Annotated in this window: 14 protein-coding genes and 1 pseudogene; 9 read left to right on the top strand and 6 right to left on the bottom strand. The window is 72.3% G+C overall.

Annotated elements, in window-relative coordinates:
- Nucleotides 1-205: 205 nt before the first annotated feature.
- From EIW28_RS18160 to EIW28_RS18150, 3 genes are all read left to right on the top strand, one after another.
- Nucleotides 206-1,615, top strand: a complete 1,410-nt coding sequence (locus EIW28_RS18160) for an MFS transporter (RefSeq protein WP_125249143.1) — start codon at nt 206-208, stop codon at nt 1,613-1,615.
- 112 nt (nt 1,616-1,727) lie between these two features.
- The gene (locus EIW28_RS18155) at nt 1,728-3,764 is read left to right on the top strand and encodes a molybdopterin oxidoreductase family protein (RefSeq protein WP_197717362.1); all 2,037 of its coding nucleotides are present in this window, start codon (nt 1,728-1,730) and stop codon (nt 3,762-3,764) included.
- Nucleotides 3,765-3,891: 127 nt separating this feature from the next.
- Entirely contained in the window at nt 3,892-5,004 is a 1,113-nt protein-coding gene (locus tag EIW28_RS18150) for an alpha/beta hydrolase family protein (protein WP_125249142.1), read from the top strand.
- A 213-nt stretch (nt 5,005-5,217) separates the two neighbouring features.
- On the opposite strand, the gene ispH is transcribed toward EIW28_RS18150, so the two are convergent.
- From ispH to EIW28_RS25690, 5 genes and pseudogenes are all read right to left on the bottom strand, one after another.
- Nucleotides 5,218-6,156, bottom strand: a complete 939-nt coding sequence (gene ispH / locus EIW28_RS18145; protein ID WP_187350639.1) for a 4-hydroxy-3-methylbut-2-enyl diphosphate reductase — start codon at nt 6,154-6,156, stop codon at nt 5,218-5,220.
- Nucleotides 6,153-7,166, bottom strand: coding sequence for a polyprenyl synthetase family protein (locus EIW28_RS25145; protein ID WP_125249140.1), 1,014 nt, complete (start codon nt 7,164-7,166; stop codon nt 6,153-6,155). The genes ispH and EIW28_RS25145 overlap by 4 nt, the downstream gene beginning before the upstream one ends.
- A gap of 83 nt (nt 7,167-7,249) precedes the next feature.
- Nucleotides 7,250-8,674: a family 2B encapsulin nanocompartment shell protein gene (locus tag EIW28_RS18135; RefSeq protein WP_125249139.1), complete on the bottom strand. Its 1,425-nt coding sequence runs from the start codon at nt 8,672-8,674 to the stop codon at nt 7,250-7,252.
- An 81-nt stretch (nt 8,675-8,755) separates the two neighbouring features.
- Complete coding sequence (locus EIW28_RS25750; RefSeq protein ID WP_125249138.1) at nt 8,756-9,550, bottom strand: bestrophin-like domain; 795 nt, start codon at nt 9,548-9,550, stop codon at nt 8,756-8,758.
- Between the two features lie 988 nt (nt 9,551-10,538).
- A pseudogene (locus EIW28_RS25690) lies at nt 10,539-12,503 on the bottom strand (terpene synthase family protein); the annotation flags it as partial.
- A 293-nt stretch (nt 12,504-12,796) separates the two neighbouring features.
- Between EIW28_RS25690 and EIW28_RS18105 the strand changes: the two are divergent.
- The 5 genes from EIW28_RS18105 (at nt 12,797) to EIW28_RS18085 (ending at nt 19,009) form a co-directional block, all read left to right on the top strand.
- Nucleotides 12,797-14,242, top strand: a complete 1,446-nt coding sequence (locus EIW28_RS18105; protein WP_197717361.1) for an FAD-dependent oxidoreductase — start codon at nt 12,797-12,799, stop codon at nt 14,240-14,242.
- A complete protein-coding gene (gene nirB, locus EIW28_RS18100) occupies nt 14,239-16,722 on the top strand; it encodes a nitrite reductase large subunit NirB (RefSeq protein ID WP_125249133.1) in 2,484 nt (827 codons plus the stop codon). The genes EIW28_RS18105 and nirB overlap by 4 nt, the downstream gene beginning before the upstream one ends.
- A gap of 5 nt (nt 16,723-16,727) precedes the next feature.
- Nucleotides 16,728-17,069 (top strand): nitrite reductase small subunit NirD, encoded by a 342-nt coding sequence (nirD, locus tag EIW28_RS18095; protein WP_125249132.1) that lies wholly within the window; start codon nt 16,728-16,730, stop codon nt 17,067-17,069.
- Nucleotides 17,069-18,217, top strand: a complete 1,149-nt coding sequence (locus EIW28_RS18090) for a uroporphyrinogen-III synthase (protein WP_125249131.1) — start codon at nt 17,069-17,071, stop codon at nt 18,215-18,217. Before nirD ends, EIW28_RS18090 begins: the two co-directional genes overlap by 1 nt.
- A gap of 81 nt (nt 18,218-18,298) precedes the next feature.
- Nucleotides 18,299-19,009: a hypothetical protein gene (locus EIW28_RS18085; protein WP_125249130.1), complete on the top strand. Its 711-nt coding sequence runs from the start codon at nt 18,299-18,301 to the stop codon at nt 19,007-19,009.
- Nucleotides 19,010-19,072: 63 nt separating this feature from the next.
- Here the strand turns inward: EIW28_RS18085 and EIW28_RS18080 are convergent, their stop codons facing one another.
- Nucleotides 19,073-20,158: an NAD-dependent epimerase/dehydratase family protein gene (locus tag EIW28_RS18080; protein WP_125249129.1), complete on the bottom strand. Its 1,086-nt coding sequence runs from the start codon at nt 20,156-20,158 to the stop codon at nt 19,073-19,075.
- Between the two features lie 157 nt (nt 20,159-20,315).
- Here EIW28_RS18080 and EIW28_RS18075 point away from each other — a divergent pair, with 157 nt between their 5' ends.
- Nucleotides 20,316-20,570, top strand: coding sequence for a hypothetical protein (locus EIW28_RS18075; RefSeq protein WP_125249128.1), 255 nt, complete (start codon nt 20,316-20,318; stop codon nt 20,568-20,570).
- Nucleotides 20,571-20,629: the final 59 nt, after the last annotated feature.

Genomic DNA, 20,629 nt, shown 5'->3' with positions numbered 1-20,629 from the left:
ACGCGAATCCGAACGGCGGTTCCAGGGCAAACCGGGCATCCACAGGGCGCCCGGATCAACTTGCCCCGCGGGTCCGACAGCGCCCGTCGCGAGCAGGCGGGGCCGTCCCGTTCACACCCCGCGTAACAGAACCGTGAGGCGATCTTCACGGGCCCGGTACGGACGCCGCACGTCCAGGCAACGCCGCTCGCCGACGCTAGGCCCCATGACATCGACACTGACGCCCCCGGCCGGCACGGCCGCCCCCCGCAGAGGCTGGATCAGCGACTGGCGCCCCGACGACGAGGAGTTCTGGCAGTCGACCGGCCGCAAGACCGCCCGGCGCAACCTGATCTGGTCCGTGCTCGCCGAGCACCTCGGCTTCTCGGTGTGGACGATGTTCAGCATCATCACGCCGTTCCTGGCCGCCTCCGGCTACGACTTCACCGTCTCCCAGCTGTTCTGGCTCACCGCCGTGCCGAACCTCGTCGGCGCGTTCCTGCGCATCCCCTACACCGCGGCCGTCGCCGTCTTCGGCGGCCGGAACTGGACGATCATCTCCGCGGCGCTCCTGGTGATCCCGACCGGGCTCCTCGCCTACTGCGTGATGACCCCCGGCACCCCGTACTGGCTGTTCATCGTCGCCGGCGTCACCGCCGGGTTCGGCGGCGGGAACTTCGCCTCCTCGATGGCGAACATCTCGTACTTCTACCCCGAGCGCCACCGCGGCTCCGCGCTCGGCGTCAACGCCGCCGGCGGCAACATCGGCGTCGCGGCCGTCCAGTTCTTCGGACCCCTGGTCATCGGCGCCGCGATCTTCGGCACCTCCCAGGGCACCAACGAGGCCGGCCAGCCCTTCTACCTGCACAACGTGCCCCTGCTGTGGCTGGTCCTGGCCGTGTTCGCGGCGATCATGGCCTGGCGCGCCATGGACAACCTCACCGTCTCGCGCACCTCGATCCGCGAGCAGGTGCCCGCGCTGGCCCGCCGCCACACCTGGATCATGAGCGTCCTCTACATCGGCACGTTCGGCTCGTTCATCGGCTACTCCTTCGCGTTCCCGCTGGTCATCAAGCTCGCCTTCCCCGAGTTCAGCGCCATCTGGATCGCCGCGCTCGGCCCGCTCGTCGGCTCGCTCGTCCGCCCGATCGGCGGCTGGTTCGCCGACCGCCTCGCCGGCGCCCCCATCACCAGCGCCGCGTTCGTCGCCATGGCCGTCGGCGCCATGGGCGCCATCTGGGGCATCAACTCCGCGTCGTTCCCGCTGTTCTTCGCCTCGTTCATGGTCCTGTTCGTCTCCAGCGGCATCGCGAACGGCTCCACCTACCGGTCCATCCCGGCGATCTTCCAGGCCGAGGCCGCCGCCGCGGCCGGCGGCAAGGCCAGCGAGGCCGACGTCCTCGCCGCGAAGAAGATCACCGCGGCCGCCCTCGGCTGGATCTCCGCGATCGGCGCCTTCGGCGGCTTCCTCATCAACCAGGGCTTCCGCATCGCGAACGAGACGACCGGCTCCGTCGTCCCCGCCATGTGGGCGTTCGTCGGCGCGTACGCGTTCTTCCTGGTCCTCAACTGGTGGTGCTACCAGCGCACCGTCCTCGTCGCGAAGGCCCCGAGCCTCGCGTACGCCAAGGTCTGACCCAGGCGCCGCTCGGCCCGCAATCACCGCCTCCCGGTGATTGCGGGCCACTTAGCATCCCCGAAACATCGCTCACGTAACACGGAAACGCACTCTGGGCACACTCACCCCCATGACCGCTCGCACCAGGCTCACCGTGCTCCGCAGCGCCGACACGCACTGCCCCTACTGCGCCCTCCAGTGCGGCATGCGGCTCGAAGAGGACGCCGACGGGAACGTCACCGCGGCCCCGCGCGGCGGCGGCATGTGCAAGAAGGGCTGGACCTCACCCGAGCTCCTCGACCACCCCGAGCGGATCACCGCGCCCCTCCTCCACGGCGAACCCGTCACCTGGGACGAGGCCCTCGACCACGTCGCCGCCCGCGTCCGCGCCGTCCAGGACGCGCACGGGAAGGACGCCGTCGGCGTCTTCGGCGGCGGCGGCCTCACCAACGAGAAGGTCTACCAGCTCGGCAAATGGGCCCGCCTCGCCTTGGGCACCAAGCACATCGACTACAACGGCCGCTTCTGCATGTCATCGGCCGCCGCGGCCCTGAACCGCTCCTTCGGCATCGACCGCGGCCTCCCCTTCCCCGCCGAGGACCTGAAGGACGCCGAGGTCGTCGTCCTCGTCGGCGCGAACCCCGCCGAGACCATGCCGCCGTTCATGCGGTTCCTCACGAACGCCGAACTCGTCGTCGTCGACCCGCGCCGCACCGCGACCGCCGAGGCCGCCCAGCTCCACCTCCAGCCCGCCCCCGGCACCGACCTCGCGCTCGCGAACGGCCTGCTGCACATCGCGATCGAGCAGGGCTACCTCGACCACGACTACATCGCCGCCCACACCACCGGCTTCGACGAGGTCCGCCAGACCGCCGCCGGCTACTGGCCCGCGTTCGTCGAGCGCATCACCGGCGTGTCCGTCCCCGACCTGTACGCGGCCGCGCGCCTCATCGCCGGCAAGCGCACCGCGATCCTGACCGCGCGCGGTTCCGAGCAGCACGCCAAGGGCGTCGACACCGTCACCGCGTGGATCAACCTCGCGCTGGCCCTCGGCCTCCCGGGCCGGCCGTCCTCCGGGTACGGCTGCCTCACCGGGCAGGGCAACGGCCAGGGCGGGCGCGAGCACGGCCAGAAGGCCGACCAGCTCCCCGGGTACCGGATGATCACCGACCCGGCCGCGCGCGAGCACGTCGCGGGCGTGTGGGGCGTCGACCCCGAGATCCTCCCGGGCGCGGGCGTCTCCGCGGTCGAGCTGCTGCGCAAGTGCGGCGACGAGGTGAAGATGCTGTTCGTGCTCGGCTCCAACCCGGTCGTGTCCGCGCCGCGCGCGACCCGCATCGCCGACCGGCTCAAGGACCTCGACTGCCTCGTGTCGTTCGACTTCGTCATGTCCGAGACGGCCCGGCTCGCCGAGGTCGTCCTCCCGGTCGCGCAGTGGGCCGAGGAGGACGGCACGATGACGAACCTCGAGGGGCGCGTCATCCGCCGCAGGTCCCTGCGCCCGGCCCCCGACGGGGTCCGCTCCGACCTGTGGATCATGAAGGAGCTCGCCGCGCGCCTCGACGCGCCCGGCAACTACTCGACCGACCCGGAGTCGATCTTCGAGGAGCTCGGCCGCGCCACCGCCGGCGCGAAGGCCGACTACTCGGGGCTCTCCTACGATCGCCTCGACGAGCGCACGTTCCAGTGGCCGGTGCCCGCGCCCGACCACGAGGGCACGCCGCGCATGTTCGCCGACTTCCGGTTCGCGACCCCTGACGGGCGTGCGAAGTTCATCGCCGTCGACCACCGGCATCCCGCCGAGCGCCGCGACTCGGTCTACCCGCTGTACCTGACGACCGGCCGCATCCTCACCCAGTACCAGTCGGGCGCGCAGACGCGGCGCATCGGTTCCCTCGACGGCGACCAGTTCCTCCAGATCCACCCCGACACCGCGGTGCGCCACGGCATCGCGGACGGCGACCTCGTGCGCGTCACGTCCCGGCGCGGCTCCTACACCGCGCCCGCGGTCCTGAGCGCCGACATCCGGCCCGACACCGTGTTCAGCCCCTTCCACTTCCCCGGGGCCGGGAACGCGAACGCCGCGGTCTCCGACGTCCTCGACCCGATCAGCCGCATGCCCGAGTTCAAGGTGTGCGCCGTCAAGATCGCCCCTGCGCCCCGGTAGGAATATCGGCAGAACGACCGACCCGAACCGGTCGAAAGACAGAGGGCGACCCGCCCTGCGCGCCCATACGGTGGCAGTGCGGCCCGGCACCGGGCCGCACCACCCTCCACCGATTGGACGCATCATCTTGCAACGCAGCACGAGACGGGCCCTCGTCGGCGCCGCAGCGGCGGTCGTGGCGGCCGGCGTCGGCGCGGCGGGCCTCACCGCCGCCGGAGCCGAGGAGCCCGCCCCCGCGGCGCCGTACGCGCTTCCCGAGCCCACCGGCGGCCACACCGTCGGCACCGAGGTCCTGCACCTCGTCGACGAGGACCGCGCCGACCCGTGGTTCCCCGACGAGGACCGGCAGCTCATGGTCACCATGTGGTTCCCCACCGACGACTCCGGCGAGACCGCGCCGTACATGACCGCCGAGGAGTCGGCGCTGTTCATCGACCAGCTCGGCGACCCCGCCCCGTCCGACTACTTCGCGACGGTCGAGACGAACTCGGTCGCCGGCGCCGATCCAATCCGCGGGAAGCTCCCGCTGGTCGTGCTCTCGCCCGGCTGGAGCTTCCCCCGCGCGACCCTCACCGGCCTCGCCGAGGAGCTCGCCAGCCACGGCTACGCCGTCGCCGCCGTCGGCCACAACTACGAGTCGCCGCTCAGCCTCCCCGGCGAGACGAACCCGTGCCTCGCCTGCGAACTCGACCCCGACGGGCCCACCGTCGCCGCCACCCGCGCCGACGACCTCTCCTTCGTCGTAGACGAGCTCACCGCCCGCGGCTCCGAGTGGCGCCGCCACATCGACCGCGGCGACATCATGGCCGGCGGGCACTCCATGGGCGGCGCCAGCGCGCACGTCGCCGTGCAGGAGGACGAGCGCTTCGACGCCGGATTCAACCTCGACGGCTCCATGCACGACGAGGTCGCCCCCGTTGACGTGCCGTTCCTGCTCCTCGGCAACGCCGAGAACGCCGTCCCCGGCGCCGATGACAGCTGGACGAGCGCCTGGGCCCAGATGAACGACTGGAAGCGCTGGATCCGCGTCGAGCAGACCACGCACTCCTCGTTCACCGACCTCGCGCCGCTTGCGAAGGACCTCGGCATCCCGCTCCAGGAGATGGACGGCGAACGGGCGCTCGACCTCACCCGCGCCTACGTCCTCGCCTTCGCCGACCAGGAGCTGCGCGGCGACGACGCGCCGCTCCTCGACGGCCCCAGCACCGACTGGCCCGAGGCCGTCTTCCACAACCCGTAAGTCCCGCAAGGGAAATCGGACACGCCCGGCCGCGCGATGCGCGGCCGGGCCTTCGTGTTCGGGTCCTCGCGACCGGCCCTTCGGGGCCGGCCCTCACGGCCGGGCCTCGCGACCACGGCCGCACACCAGCCGCCATCTCACCGCACCCGACTGCGCATCCGATCACGCGTCCGAGCGCGCACCCGCCCGGAGCCCGGGGTCCCGCAGCCGTGCTCACGCCCCCCGGAGCCGTTGGGGGAGCAGGAACTCCTGCGTCTCCTCGGCCACCGGCCGCTCGACCACCTCGACTGGGCCGGCCGCGGCGATCGCCGCGACCACCTCGTCCACCAGCTGCGGCGGCGCCGACGCGCCCGCGGTCACCGCGACCACGGCCGCGCCCTCCAGCCAGGCCGGGTCCACCGCGCCCGCGTCCTCGACCAGGTGCGCCGCGACGCCCCGCGCGGCCGCCAGCTCCACCAGGCGGTTCGAGTTCGACGAGTTCGCCGACCCGACCACCAGGACCAGGTCCGCCTCGCCGACCACCGCCGCGACCGCGGCCTGCCGGTTGCTCGTCGCGTAGCAGATGTCCTCGGCCCCTTGGCCCCTGATGCGCGGGAACCGCGACCGCAGCGCCGCCGCGATGTCCTCCACTTCGGACACCGAGAGGGTGGTCTGGCTCAGGTACGTGACCCGCTCCTCGTCGTCCACGCGCAGCGCCGCCGCCTCCGCGGCGCTCGACACCAGGACCGTGCGGCCGGGCGCGACCCCGAGCGTCCCCACGACCTCCTCGTGCCCCTCGTGCCCGATGAGGACGACCGTGTCGCCCGCGTCCGCGGCGCGCTTGGCCTCCGCGTGCACCTTCGCGACCAGCGGGCACGTCGCGTCGACCGCGTCCAGTCCCCGCCGCCGCGCCTCCGTCTCCACCGCCGGGGCCACCCCGTGCGCGCTGAAGACCACCAGCGCCCGCTCGGGCACCTCGTCCAGCTCGGACACGAACACCGCGCCCCGCGCCTCCAGGTCCGCCACGACGTGCGCGTTGTGCACGATCTGGTTGCGCACGTACACCGGCGGGCCGTGCAGCTCCAGCAGGCGCTCGACGATCTCGATCGCCCGCTCCACGCCCGCGCAGAACGACCGCGGCGACGGCAGCAGGACCCGGCGGACCGCGGTCACCGGACCCGGCTTACCGTGCTCGCGGCCAGTTCCCCCAGGTCCGCGACGGCCGCGGCGTCGAGGCCCCTGACGCGGAGGCTCGCCACCGCCTCCTCGACGAGCGCCTCCGCGGACTCCCGGCAGTACCGGCGGCCGCCGCACGCCTCGACGAGTTCGGCCGCCCGGTCGAGCGCCGCGTCGTCGAGCGGCGCGTCGGAGTGGTAGAGCCTGGCGAGCTCCTCCGCCCGCGGGTCCCCGGAGCGGAGCGCGGCGGTGACCGGGAGCGACTTCTTGCGGCTGCGCAGGTCTGAGTACACCGACTTCCCCGTGGCCTCCGGATCGCCCCAGATGCCCAGCAGGTCGTCGATGTGCTGGAACGCCGTGCCGAGGCGGAACCCGAAGTCCCAGAGCGCGTCGACGTGGGCCTGGGAGCCGCCGCCGTACAGGGCGCCCAGCGCGGTCGCGCAGCCCATCAGCGACGCGGTCTTGTTCTCGCTCATGGCGATGCACTCGGCGAGGTCGATCGAGGTGCGGCCCTCGAACCGGATGTCCGCGAACTGGCCCTCGATCAGCGTCCGGACGGTCCTCGACAGCAGCCTGGCGGCCGCCGCCGCGTGCGCGTCGTCGGCCTCGGCGATCGTCTCGAACGCCAGCGCGTGCAGGGCGTCGCCGACCAGGATGGCGTCGTTGGCGCCGAACACCTTCCACACCGTCGGCCGGTGCCGGCGGAACTCGTCGCGATCGATCACGTCGTCGTGGACGAGGGAGAAGTTGTGGACCAGCTCCACCGCCACCGCCGCCGGGAGGGCGGCCCGCCATTCCTCGGCCACGGTCTTCGCCGCGAGCAGGGTGAGCAGCGGCCGCAGCGCCTTCCCGGAGTTCGCCTCCGTGAGCTCGCCGTCCGCGTCCTCCCAGCCGAAGTGGTAGGCCGCGATGCTCGCAGCGGGGTTCCGCAGCCCGTACACGGCCTTGCGGAGGTGCAAATCGATGGAGATCAGTTCCTCGGTGAACTGGTCGGTCAGGACGGTCATGCGGGGGCCTCCCAATCTGGGGTACGGGCCCGGGCGGCCGCGGCGGTCCGCGGCCGCCCGGGCGCGGCGAGGAACGGTCCGGCCTAGCGCCCGATCTCGACGTGCTCGAGGATGCCGAGCGCGTCGGGGACCAGCACCGCCACCGAGAAGTAGGCGCTGACGAGGTACGACATGACGGCCTTCTCGTCGATGCCCATGAACCGCACCGACAGGCCCGGCTCGTACTCGTCCGGCAGGCCCGTCTGGTGCAGGCCCACCACGCCCTGGTTGTCCTCTCCGAGCCGCATCGCCAGGATCGACGTGGTCCCGGCCGACGTGATCGGGATCTTGTTGCACGGCAGGACCGGCACGCCCCGCCACGCCACGGCCTCCCCGCCCTGGAAGCTCGCCAGCGGCGGGTACAGGCCCCGCTTGTTCAGCTCCCGGCCGATCGCGGCGATCGCCTTCGGGTGCGCCAGGATCACGCGCGTGTCCCTGCGCCGCGAGATGAGCTCGTCGAGGTCGTCGGGCGTCGGCGGGCCCGACCGGGTCGGGATGCGCTGGTTCAGCGCCGCGTTGTGCAGGAGCCCGAACTCCTTGTTGTTGATCATCTGGTCCTCCTGCTGCTCGCGGAGGGCCTCGACGGTGAGCCGGAGCTGCTGCTCCATCTGGTTCATCGGCTGGTTGTACAGGTCGGCGACGCGCGTGTGGACGCGCAGGACCGTCTGCGCCACCGACAGCTCGTACTCGCGCGGCGCGAGCTCGTAGTCCACGAACGTGGTCGGCAGGTCCGGCTCGCCGGTGTGGCCCGCGGCGATCGCGATCGCCGACTCGCCGTGCTTGTTCGTCTTCGCCGAGCGCCCGGCCCGGAACCGCGCCAGGTGCGACGCGAGCGCCGGGATGCGGTCGACGAGCTCGGCCACCGCCCCCGCCGGCAGGGACAGCACCGTCACCGGGGTCGCCGCGATGACGTCGTGGTCCCACACCGGGTCCGACTCCGTCAGGACCTCGTCGCCGAAGTGGTCGCCGTCGACCAGGACGCCCAGTGAGAACCGGTCGCCGAACTTGCCCTCCTTGAGCTGCTCGACGCGCCCGTGCGCGATCAGGTGCAGCCCGTCGATCGGCGCCCCCTGCTGCGCCAGGTGCTCCCCGGAGCGGATCTCGCGCTGCTCGAAGCGGTCGGCGAGCGCGCCCAGGGCCTCCTCGTCGTCGAGGCCGCGCAGGTGCGCGATCTCGCCGAGCTCGGTCGGGATGACGCGCACGACGTCGCCCTCGCTGGTGAACTCGACGCGGCCGTCGCCGACCGTGTGCGTCAGGCGCCGGTTCACGCGGTAGGCCCCGCCCTGGGTCTGCACCCACGGCAGCACCTTGAGGAGCCACCGGGAGGTGATCTCCTGCATCTGCGGGACGGACTTCGTGGTGGTCGCGAGGTTGCGGGCGGCGGCGGTGCTGAGGCTGGTCTGGGGGTGCTGTCCGTTGGAGGTCTGCTGGGGGACGGCCGGCGTGCTGTCGACGACGGAGTCGGTCATGCGAACACTTCCTCACTTCGAGGCGGTCAAGGCTCGACTAGCATCTTATGCCGCTCACGGGCGGAAACTAAAATAAATCACTCAAAAGAGTTCATCATGCGCATAGTTCGCGTCTATGTAGTCGAAGCGGTCCATCGCCGTCTCGTACGCCACCGGGTCCGTCGCCCCGCTGCGGCTGAACGGGTACTCCAGCTGGTACGTCGCGAACAGCATGAGCGCCACCATCCCCGAGATGAGCCCCACCAGCACGTACTGGTACTTCCGCGTCGGCGTCCCGAGCGTGAGCATCACCGCGAACACCAGGATCGCCCCCGGCACCAGCACCGTCCACATCGCCGCGCTCAGCCCCCGCTGCGCCTGGAGCAGCCGGTCCGTGCGGTACTCCGTGATCGCCGTGACCCCGTCCTCCGCGGCCGTCAGCCGCGCCTGCACCACGTCGTCGTCCGTCTGCGCCCCCGCCACCGGTGCCCGCATCGCGTCCAGCAGCATGAGCCCCTCGGCCGACACCGGCTCCCGGTCGCGCATCGCCGGCCACTCGTCCTCGATGACCTCGGTCGTGTAGGCCCGCACCGCCTCGCGCACCTCGTCGCGCTGCTCCGGCGCGAGCGCGGCCGCCGCCCAGTACACGTCGACCAGCTCGTTCGCCTCCTGGTAGGTCACCTGCCCGGCCTCCTCCTTGTTCTCCCAGGCGGTGATGAGGACGAACGCGAGCACGATCGCGTAGAGGACGGTGAGGAGCTCGAAGATCGTGGTCCCCAGCTCGTTGTTGTGGGTCCGGTCCGTCGGCGGGGCGAACCGCTGGAGGAGCGCGATCACCACGCACGCCGCCGCTACGACCGAAAGGGTGAACAGGAGTCCCTGGAGCCAGATGGCCATTGATCTCACCAGACTTCGTAAAGCAGAATAAACAGTATGAACCGTGATGAACAACGCAGCGAGGGGCGGTGGGATACGTGCGGCGCCTAGTGGCCTTGGTCATCGCGGCCGCCGCCGTCACCGTCTCCTCCGGCCTCGCGCTGGCCTCCGGCACCGGTCCCGAGGCCGAGGCCGCCGCGGCCGACGAGGAGGGCGCCCGGGCCCAGGTCGGGCTCGGCGTCCAGATCTGCATCGAGCTGCCGATCATCGACCTCCCGGACCTGCCGCCGCTGCTGGAGTGCCCGACACACCCGCCGGAGCCCTCGCCCTCGGCGCCGCCGTCGCCCTCGAGCCCCCCGCCGGAGCCGACCCCGCCGACCCCGCCCGCCGAGCCGACGCCCCCGGAGCCGTCGTCGCCGGACCCGGTGACGACGCCGGCCGAGTCGGAGCCGCCCGCGCCCGCGCCACCGGAGCCGTCGCCCGAACCCGCCGCAACCGAGCCGGCGCCCGCCGAGTCCCCGACGAGCGCCGCGGCCGAACCGCCCGTCGACCCCGGGCCGCTGCCGGACGGGCTCGCGGTCGAGGACGCCGCGGCGGTGGCCGCGGAGCCCGACGAGGACTCCTCCGCGCTTAAGAAGCGCATGGCGGCCGCGGTGTTCGCGTTCGTCGCCGCGCTCGGCGCCGGGGCGGCGTTCTCGGGCCGCGGCGGCAGGTAGTCGCGCCACGACGGCGGCCCCGGAACCCGGAACTGAGCCGGGGCCGGGGCCTCCGGCGCCCCCGCCCCGAGGTGGCGCCGCACGCTGTAGGCCGCGGTCGAGCCGGGCCCGGCGTCGAGCGGGCGGCGCAGGTTCTCCTCGCGGTAGCGGTCGGTGCCGTCCAGGTGCCACTTGTGGATCGCCGCGATCCAGTGCTTGAGATCGGCCACATAGGACGCGAGCGCGGCCTGCGCCTCGGCGTCGAGGTCGTGCTCGGCCACGAGGCCCGGCAGGCCGGTCGCCTCGACGAGCTGGAACTGCTCGATCCGGGCGTTCGCGAGGTCCGCGGCGATCCGCACCGCCTCCTCGGGGCCGACCTCCAGGTACTCCTCGATGACGACGACGCCGTTGAGCAGCTGGCCCTCGTACTCGACCTCCTTCTGGTACGAGCACACGTCGTTGAGCAGGCACACCGCGTCCATCGCGGCGGCCTCCATCCACCCGATCGGCCGCGAGCGCCACACCGCGTCGGGGATCGTGCGGCCCTTCCGCAAGCGCGCCAAGGACATCGTGAGGTCGGAGCCGAAGGAGTCGCGGCGCATCTCGACGTAGTCCACCGGGTCGGGGACGCGGTTCTGCGACTCGGCGTGGACCTCCCACAGCCAGCCCTCGAGCATCTTCTCGACGGCCCGCCGGAACTCGGCGCGGGCGCGGTCGTCGAAGCCGGCGGCCGTGCGCCGCCACAGGTCGGCCAGGCCCAGCTCGACCGGGTTCGCCGGGACCGGGGTCGGGCCGAGGTCGACGGGCATGCACTCGAGGAGCCGGCGGTGCTGGGCGATCGCGGCGCCGAGGCCGCGCCCGCGGGTGAAGACCGCGGGGTAGTAGTCGTCGCCGTAGGTGCCCCAGGCGAGCCAGTCGGCGGAGGCGTTCAGCTCCTCGGCGGTGCCGTCGGGGTCGATCCCGGCCGAGCACAGCGCGAAGTCGAACCCGAGGAACCGCCGCCGGTCCCACAGCCCCGAGCCCGGCAGCGCCGGGTCGGGGGCGAGGAAGCCCATCGCGGCGGCCCACTCGACGGCGTGGCGGCGGGCCTCGTCCAGGTGCGGGTTGAGCCGCAGCTCGAACGGCTGGTGGAAGTCCGGCAGCGCGGTCGGCCCGACGACGCGGAACGGCGCCCGCGAGTGCTGCTTGAGCGCCGAGGCCGCGATCCGCGCCTGCGAGGTGCCGATCCCGTTCGGTCCGGTGAGGACGCTGTGCGGCATGCCGCTGACGGCCGTCGAGTTCATGTACCGGCTCGAGCGCATGTGCCACTCGTGGCCGCCGGCCTGCCAGTCCTGGAGGCCCTTGGCGTACAAGGCGATCGCGAGCTGCTCGGGCGGCGCGACCCCTTCGGCCGCACACAGCACCGGGATCTCGGTGAGCGCGGTGTTCTCGAACTGGTGCAGCCGCGAGGTGAGGATGTCGTTGACGAGCTCGGCGGCCCGCTGCGTCTCCAGGCCCAGGAACCGCTCGAAGACGAGGACCGCGTTCGCGTTCTCGCCCTCGCTGGCGACCTCCCGCTCGTAGCTGAACAGGTCGTTGCGCAGGTGCACGGCGTCGGAGAAGGTGTCGCGCAGGACCGCGAGCGGCCGGGACGCGGCCACCTGGTCGGGCACCTCCGCGCCGACGGCGTACTCGACCAGGCCCGCCGACCAGGGCGCGCCGCCGACCTTGCGGCGCATCTCGATGTACTCGATCGGGTTGGCGACCCGGTCGGACGTGATGTTGTCGAGCTCCCACAGCGACTCGAACAGCAGGTTGACCGTGGACGCGAGGAACCGCTTGCGCCAGCCCGTCGACATCGCCGGGGCGGTGCGCCGCCACAGGTCGAGCAGGCCCAGCTCGACCGGGTTCTCCGGCTCCGGCGTCTCACCCACGTCCAAGGGCATGAACAGCGGGATGCGGTCGAGGTACGCCTTCGCGCCCGCGGTGTCGCGGGTGCGCTTGAACGCGTCGAGGAAGTGGTCGTCGAAGAAGAACACCCACACGTACCAGTCGGTGATGAGGTCGAGCGCGGGCGCGTCGCAGTCGGGGTGCGTGTACGCGCACAGGAGGCCGTAGTCGTGGCGGTCGAGCTCGGCCTCGTCCCAGATCACCCCGCCCCCTGCGGCGGGGGCGTCGAGCATCCCCATCTCCTTCGCCCACACCCGCGCGTGGACGCGGGCGCCCTCCACGTGCGGGTTCAGCCGGGCGGGGTACGGGAGGTAGAACACGGGCAACACGAACGGGTGATCTTCTGCCATAGCACTCCCTAGCGGCGAAACCGGTGGATTGCACTGCGAACCACAGTAAGGCCCCAGGCGTGCCCACCGCTACACCCAGTCGGGTGACGTGCACGAGCTGTCCAGTCGCGGCGGCCGAAGCGTGCGGACTACTTAGCACACGCGAAACATTGACCGCTCGATCGCGAAACAGGCCCGGGTGAACCTAGACGCCAGTCCGGGCTGACAGCGCCGTCGCACCGGCAGCGCGGCTCAAGGGAGTCGAATCCCCGACGCCGCGCCCGCAGTCAGCCCAGCACCTGGAGGTCAAGCGCGTGAAGGTCGCCATCGTCGGCTACGGCATGGCCGGGGCCCGCATCGCCCGCGAGCTCGGGCGCCGCGGCGTCGACGTCACCGTGTTCGGCGCCGAGTCCGAGGCCGCGTACAACCGCATCCTGCTCTCGAGCATGATCGCGGGCAAGCAGACCGAGGCCGAGATCGCCCTCCCCGTCCCGCCCGACCACGTCGAGCTCCGCCTCGGCGAGAAGGTCGAGTCCGTCGACCTCGACGCGAAGACCGTGAACGGGACCGCGTTCGACAAGCTCGTGCTCGCCACCGGCGCGGAGGCGTTCGTCCCCCCGATCCCGGGCCTCGACCCGCTCCCCACCGGCGCCTACGTGCTGCGCACCATCGAGGACGCCCGCGCGATCCTCGACGAGGCCGCCAACCGCGCCTCCGCGATCGTCCTCGGCGGCGGCCTCCTCGGCCTCGAGTCGGCCCGCGGGCTCGCCAAGCGCGGCATGGACGTCACCGTCGTCCACGCCGCCGGGCACCTCATGGACCGCCAGCTCGACCCCCTCGGCGCGAAGGTCCTCGCCGACTCCTACGCCGAGGTCGGCGTCGAGTCGGTCGTGGACGCGCAGACCACCCGCGTCATCCACGGCGACGACGGCCTCACCCTCGTGCTCGCCGACGGGCGCACCGTCACCGGCCAGCTCCTCGTCGTCTCCTGCGGCATCCGCCCCAACACCGACCTGGCCGCCGCGATGGGCCTGGAGACCGGCCGCGGCGTCGTCATCGACGACCAGTGCCGCACCTCCCACCCCGACGTGTTCGCCGTCGGCGACTGCGCCGAGCACCGCGGCATCCCCTACGGCCTCGTCGGCCCCGCCTGGGAGCAGGCCGACGTCGTCGTCGACCTCCTCTCCGGCGTCAACCCCGACGCCGCCTACGAGGGCTCGCGCCTCGTCACCCGCCTCAAGGCCTCCGGCATCGAACTGGCCGCGATGGGCGAGGTCGACGGCGACGAGGTCGTCTCCTTCGCCGACCCCGCGCGCGGCACGTACGCGCGCCTCGTGATCGACGCCGAGGGCCGCCTCGCGGGCGCGGTCATGCTCGGCGACAACCCCATGGTCGGCCAGGTGGTCCAGCTGTTCGACACCGGCGACCCGGTGCCGCACGACCGCCGCACCCTCCTCATGGGCCGCCCCGGCGAATCCGTCTCGGTGGCCCCCGAAACGCCGGCGTCCATGCCCGACGAGGTCGTGGTCTGCCGCTGCAACAACGTCACGAAGCGGGAGCTGCGCGACGCGTTCTTCGACGGCGCGCGCACTCCCGAGGCCCTGTCCGACGCCACGCAGGCCAGCACCGGCTGCGGGACCTGCACCGAAGACGTCGCCGGACTCTGCAAGTGGCTGAACAGCACTGTGGCTGACAGCGCTTCAGGCGCCCAATGGCGCAGTGGCCGGGCCGCGGAACAACTCGATGAGGTGTCAGCATGAGCAAACTGGTAGTCATCGGCGACGGCATGGTCGGCCGCCGCTTCCTGGAGGCGGTCACCCAGCGCGACCCGTCCTGGGACGTCACGGTCCTGTGCGAGGAGCCCCGCCCGGCCTACGACCGGGTCCGCCTGTCGGCGTTCTTCGACGGGGTCAGCGCCGAGGAGCTCTCCCTGGCCTCCGACCTCCCCGGCGTCGAGGTCCGCCTCGGCGAGGCCGCGACCGAAGTGGACCGCGAGGCCAAGGTCGTGCGCTCCGCCTCCGGCGAGTACCCGTACGACAAGCTCGTGTTCGCCACCGGCTCCTACGCGTTCGTGCCCCCGATGGAGGGCGCCGACCTCCCCGGCGTGTTCGTCTACCGCACCATCGAGGACCTCGAGAACATCAAGGCCCACGCCGAGGGGAAGCGCCACGGCGTCGTCATCGGCGGCGGACTCCTCGGCCTCGAGGCCGCGAACGCCCTCAAGCTCCTCGGCCTGGAGACCCAGATCGTCGAGTTCGCCCCCTGGCTCATGGCCCGCCAGCTCGACGAGGCCGGCGGCGGCGTCCTCAAGCAGCACATCGAGAAGCTCGGGATCGGCGTCGACTGCTCGACCGGCGGCACGAAGATCGAAGCCGTCGACGGCCGCCTGCGCATGGACACCAACCGCGAGGGCGTCTCCTACGACACCGACCTCATCATCTTCGCGGCCGGCGTGCGCCCCCGCGACCAGCTCGCCCGCGACTGCGGCATCGCGGTCGGCGAGCGCGGCGGCATCACCACCGACCTCTCCTGCGCCACTTCGGACCCCGACGTGTACGCGATCGGCGAGGTCGCCGCCATGGAGGGCGTCTGCTACGGGCTCGTCGCCCCCGGCTACGCGATGGCCGAGGTCGTCGCCGACCGCCTCGCCGGCGGCGAGGCCACCTTCCCCGGCGCCGACATGTCGACCAAGCTCAAGCTCCTCGGCGTCGACGTCGCCCAGTTCGGCGCCTTCGACGGCCCGCTCGCCACCACCTACCTCGACCCGGCGAACGGCACCTACGCCAAGCTCATCCTCTCCGACGACGCGCAGACCCTCCTGGGCGGCATGCTCGTCGGCGACGCCGAGCCCTACCCGCTGCTGCGCGCCAGCGTCGGCGGCAAGGTCCCCGGCAAGCTCGCCGACCTCCTCGGCGGCGGCGAGGTCGAAGGGGCGCTCCCCGACGGCGCGCAGGTCTGCTCCTGCAACGCCGTCACCAAGGGCGAGATCATGGGCGCCATCCACGAGGGCTGCCACGACGTCGCGGAGATCAAGGCGTGCACCAAGGCCGGCACCTCCTGCGGCTCGTGCATCCCCATGCTCAAGCAGCTCCTCGCCGAAGGCGGCGTCGAGGTCTCCAAGGCCGTGTGCGAGCACTTCACCCAGTCCCGCGCCGAGCTGTTCGACATCGTCAAGGTCACCGGCATCACGACCTTCTCCGAGCTCATCGCCCGCCACGGCACCGGCTCCGGCTGCGACCTGTGCAAGCCCGCCGTCGCCTCGATCCTCGCCTCGCTCTCCAACGGCCACATCCTCGACGGCGAGCAGGCCGCGCTCCAGGACACCAACGACCACTTCCTCGCCAACATGCAGCGCAACGGCACCTACTCGGTCGTCCCGCGCATCCCCGGCGGCGAGATCACGCCCGACAAGCTCATCGTCATCGGGCAGGTCGCCAAGGAGTTCGACCTCTACACCAAGATCACCGGCGGCCAGCGCATCGACATGTTCGGCGCCCGCGTCGAAGACCTCCCGAAGATCTGGCGCAAGCTCGTCGACGCCGGCTTCGAGTCCGGCCACGCCTACGGCAAGGCCCTGCGCACCGTCAAGTCCTGCGTCGGCACCGACTGGTGCCGCTACGGCGTGCAGGACTCGGTGAAGATGGCCATCGACCTCGAACTGCGCTACCGGGGGCTGCGCAGCCCGCACAAGCTCAAGTCCGCCGTCTCCGGCTGCGCGCGCGAGTGCGCCGAGGCCCGCGGCAAGGACTTCGGGGTCATCGCCACCGAGCACGGCTGGAACCTGTACGTCGGCGGCAACGGCGGCTTCACGCCCCGCCACGCCGACCTGCTCCTGTCCGATGTGGACTCCGAGACGCTGGTCCGCACCATCGACCGGTTCCTCATGTTCTACATCTCGACCGCCGACCGGCTCCAGCGCACCTCGAAGTGGGTCGAGGGCCTCGAAGGCGGCCTCGACTACCTCCGCGAGGTCATCGTCGACGACCGGCTCGGGATCTGCGAGGACCTCGACGCCATGATGGCCAAGCACGTCGAGACCTACGCCGACGAGTGGAAGGGCGTCATCGACGACCCCGAGAAGCTCCAGCGGTTCGTGTCCTTCGTCAACGCCCCCGAGACCCCGGACCCCTCGATCGAGTTCGAGGAGGTCCGCGGCCAGAAGTTCCCGGCCGGCACGACCGAGCGCTCCCAGCCGGTCCTGCTCGGCACGCCCGTCCTCCGCTCCTCCCAAGGGAAGTGACCACGATGGAACCCATCTGCGCATTCGACCGGCTCGTCCCCGGCCGCGGCGTCGCCGCCCTCCTGGCGGACGGCTCCCAGGTCGCCGTGTTCCGGCTCCTCGACGACAGCCTCCACGCGGTGTCCAACCAGGACCCGTTCACGGGCGCGAACGTCATCAGCCGGGGCCTGGTCGGCGACCGCGGCGGCGAACCCGTCGTCATCAGCCCCCTGCTCAAGCAGGCGTTCTCCCTGAAGACCGGCGTCTGCCTCGACGACGAGGCCGTGTCGCTGGAGGTGTACGCAGTCGAGGTCGCCGCCGGAGAGATCCGCGTGGGGGCCCTCTCGGAAGTGAAAGCGAGCGCCTGATGGCCGCTGCCGGAGCCCCCGTCCAAGAGGCCGAGACGACGCTCGCGCCGCTGACCGGCTACACCGTGGCCGTCACGGCGCAGCGCCGCGCCGACGAGCTCGCGACGCTCCTGGAGCGCCGCGGCGCCCGCACCATCGTCGCCCCGACGCTGCGCATCGTCCCGCTCCCCGACGACGAGGCCCTCCGCGCGGCCACCGTCGAACTCATCAGGGAGGCGCCCGACCTCGTCGTCGCCACCACCGGGATCGGCTTCCGCGGCTGGCTTGAGGCCGCCGAGGGCTGGGGCATGGGCGAGGACCTCCTCGACGTCCTCTCCCGCGCCCGCATCCTCTGCCGCGGCCCGAAGGCCCTCGGCGCCGTGCGCGCCGCCGGGCTCACCGAGGAGTGGACCGCGCCGTCGGAGACCGGCGACGAGGTCGTCGAGTACCTGCGCGAGCGCGGCGTCGCCGGGCAGCGCGTCGCCATCCAGCTCCACGGCGACCCCGCCGAGGACTTCATCCGCACGGTCCGCGCCGGCGGCGGCGCGGCCGTCCCGGTCCCGGTCTACCGGTGGACGCTGCCGACCGACATCACGCCGGTCCAGCGCCTCGTGGACGCGATCTGCGCCCGCCGCATCGACGCGGTCACCTTCACCTCGGCGCCCGCCGCGAACGCGCTCCTGCGCATCGCCGGCGACCAGGCCGCCGACATGCTGGAGGCGTTCCGCGCGCCGGCGGAGGACAACGGCGTCCTCCCCGTCGCGGTCGGCCCGGTCACTGCGGCCCCCTTGGAGCGCTTGGGGGTCGAGACCGTCCAGCCGCAGCGGGCGCGCCTCGGCGCGCTCGTGCGCACCGTCGCCTCGGCCCTGCCGAAGCGGTCGCGGCGCCTCCAGCTCGCCACCGGCCACCAGATCGAGCTGCGCGGCCACATGGTCCTCCTCGACGACCAGCCGTTCCAGCTCCCGCCCGCGCCGATGGCGGTGATCCGGGCGCTGGCCTCCGCGAACGGGAGGGTCCTCTCGCGGGCCGAGCTCCTCGGGCACCTGCCGCGCGGGGCCGACGGCCACGCCGTGGAGATGGCGGTGACGCGCCTGCGCGACGCCGTCCACCTCCGGTCCTGTGTGGAGACCGTGATCAAGCGCGGCTACCGGTTGAACCTCGAAGTGTGAGGGGCGTGCGGCGACCGGTTTCCCTTTGTACGATGAGGGAGCCTGAACCACCGCCTGCCTATATCTGAATCGGAGGCCGCCATGGCGTACCCGCCAGCGCCGCAGTACCCGCAGCAGCCGCTGCCGCAGGGACCGAAGACCAGGCCGGGATCGGTCACCGCCGTGGTGTGGACCCAGTTCCTCACGGCGGCACTGCTCGTCGCCACGGGCATCGCCATGTTCGCGGTCCAGTCGGCCGTCGGCGACGTCGTCAACGAGCAGATCCTGAACGACCCCTCCCTGGAGGGCTCGGGCGTCACCGCCGACGACGTCAGCGCCCTCATGACCGTGATCTTCGCGGCCACGGCCGGCGTCTACCTGCTGTTCGCGATCTTCTACGTGGTCCTCGGCATCTTGAACGGCAAGGGCAACCGGCCGGGCCGGATCATGTCGTGGATCCTCTCGGGCATCGCGCTGCTGTGCTGCGGCCTCGGCGGCATCGTCGGCCAGGTCGGCTCGATGACCTACAACGTCAACGGGACCGAGTACCAGGACGAGATGACGCAGGCCGTCGAGGACGCGACGCCGAGCTGGCTCACCGCCCTGGACTGGATCACCCTCATCATGTTCATCGTCGGCTCGCTGGTGATCATCATCCTGCTGGCGGTGCCGGCCTCGAACGAGTTCTTCCGCAAGGAGGACCCGGCCGCGGGCCCGTACCAGGGGCAGCCGCCGTACGGCGGCCAGCCTCCCTACGGCCAGCCCGGGCAGCCCGGCTACGGCCAGCAGCCGCCCCCGCCGCCGGCCCCGTAGGAGACTCGACGCAGACGGCCCCGCCTTCCCGGCGGGGCCGTCTTGCCGTGTCCCCTCGCGTTGTCAGCCTTCGTAGTCGGGGGTCTCGGGCGCGGGCACGGCGAAGCGGCGCTCGCGGTCGAGGCGGGCGAGCCCGGGGTCGGGTTCGCGGCCGTGGAACGCGGCGAGGACCTCGCCCTCCTTGACCCGGCTGAGTCCGGCCTTGAGGCGCGGGGCGGCGGCGTTCGCGGCCCACCAGCGGGCGACGGTGTCGGCGAGCGGGGAGAGGCGCAGCCCGGCCGCGATCGCGGGGCCGGCGGGGCGGCTGCCGTGTCCGTCGTACTCGGGGGTGGTGACCCACATGCCGAGGGAGTCGGGGCCGGCCCACATGTTGACGCCGTGTTCGAGAAGGAACTCCTGCGGCACCCACGTCAGCTGCGGCGGGGCGTCGATGACGCCCTGCTCCTGGAGGGCCGCGCCGACGCCGTCGAGGAAGGCGCCCATGCCGATCGGGTGCCCGATGGCGTCGAGCGTGCCGCTCGTGCCGGCGTCGGCGGCGTCGAGGAGCCAGGTCGCGTAGTCCTCGACGTCGATCCACTGGAGAAGGCGCTCGCGCGGTGCGGGGGCGAGGATCTCGCCGCCTTCGGCCATGCGCAGGGGCCAGTAGCCGAGGCGGTCGTTGCGGTCGCCGGGGCCGACGATGAGGCCGGGCCGGGTGATGAGGGCCTTGTCGCCCAGGCGTTCGCGCACGAGGTTCTCGCAGGCGACCTTGCTGGCGCCGTAGACCTCGATCGCGGGGTCGGTGGAGTCGGGCGCGGTGGGGTCGTGGAGTTCGTCGGAGACGACGTGGAAGTGCTTGTACACCGAGATCGTGGACACGAACGACCAGTGGCCCGCGCGGTCGGCGAGGGCGTCGAGGACGGGGGTGACGTGCGCGGGGATGCGGGCGACGTCGAAGACCGCGTCGAACTCCTTGCCGCGCAGGGCGTCGACGCCGCCGGGGACGCTGCGGTCGATCGCGGTGAACTCGGCCCCGGCGGGCGGCTCGCCGCTGGTGCCGCGGGCGGCGACGGTGACGCGGTGGCCGCGCTCGACCGCGAGGCGCGCGATGGTCTGGGACAGGTAGACGGTTCCGCCGAGGACGAGGACCCGCTTCGGTTGCGTGCTCATGCCCTGAGCATGGCGGCCTGCCGGTCGGCGGGCAAGGCGCGTTCGCCCTCGGCGGATCCGCTCACGGCAGCGAGGGCGGGCGCGCCCGGATCGCGGCGGTCCGGGCGCGGGGCTCGCGCGGGCTGAATATGCTGGAAGGAGACGCGGGGAGGCCGCCATGACCGATGAATGGGACGCCGGAGACGAAGCGGATTTCGGCGAGGACTTCTTCTACTCCCTCGAAGCCGCCCCGGACGCTGAGCCGCAGGACGCGGGCGCCGCGGACGGCGTCTTCGACGGCGACGCGGGCGCCGACGAGTTCCAGTACGAGGCCGAGGGCGACGGCAGCTTCGAGACGGAAGCCGCCGCGGAGGAGTTCCCCGAGGAGTTCGACGCGGAGGACTACCCGTTCGACCTCGGCGGCGAGGGCTGACCCGCGCCGGGTCCTTTCGGGTTCGATCTCCGCAGCGACGTTGATCGGCCCTGGGTCCC

Origin of the sequence: Glycomyces terrestris, assembly GCF_003933745.1 — a bacterium.
In the GTDB taxonomy this organism is placed as follows: Bacteria; Actinomycetota; Actinomycetes; order Mycobacteriales; family Micromonosporaceae; genus Glycomyces; species Glycomyces terrestris.
Note: the sequence above shows the minus strand (reverse complement) of the source record. Positions and strands in the feature narration are given on the sequence as shown.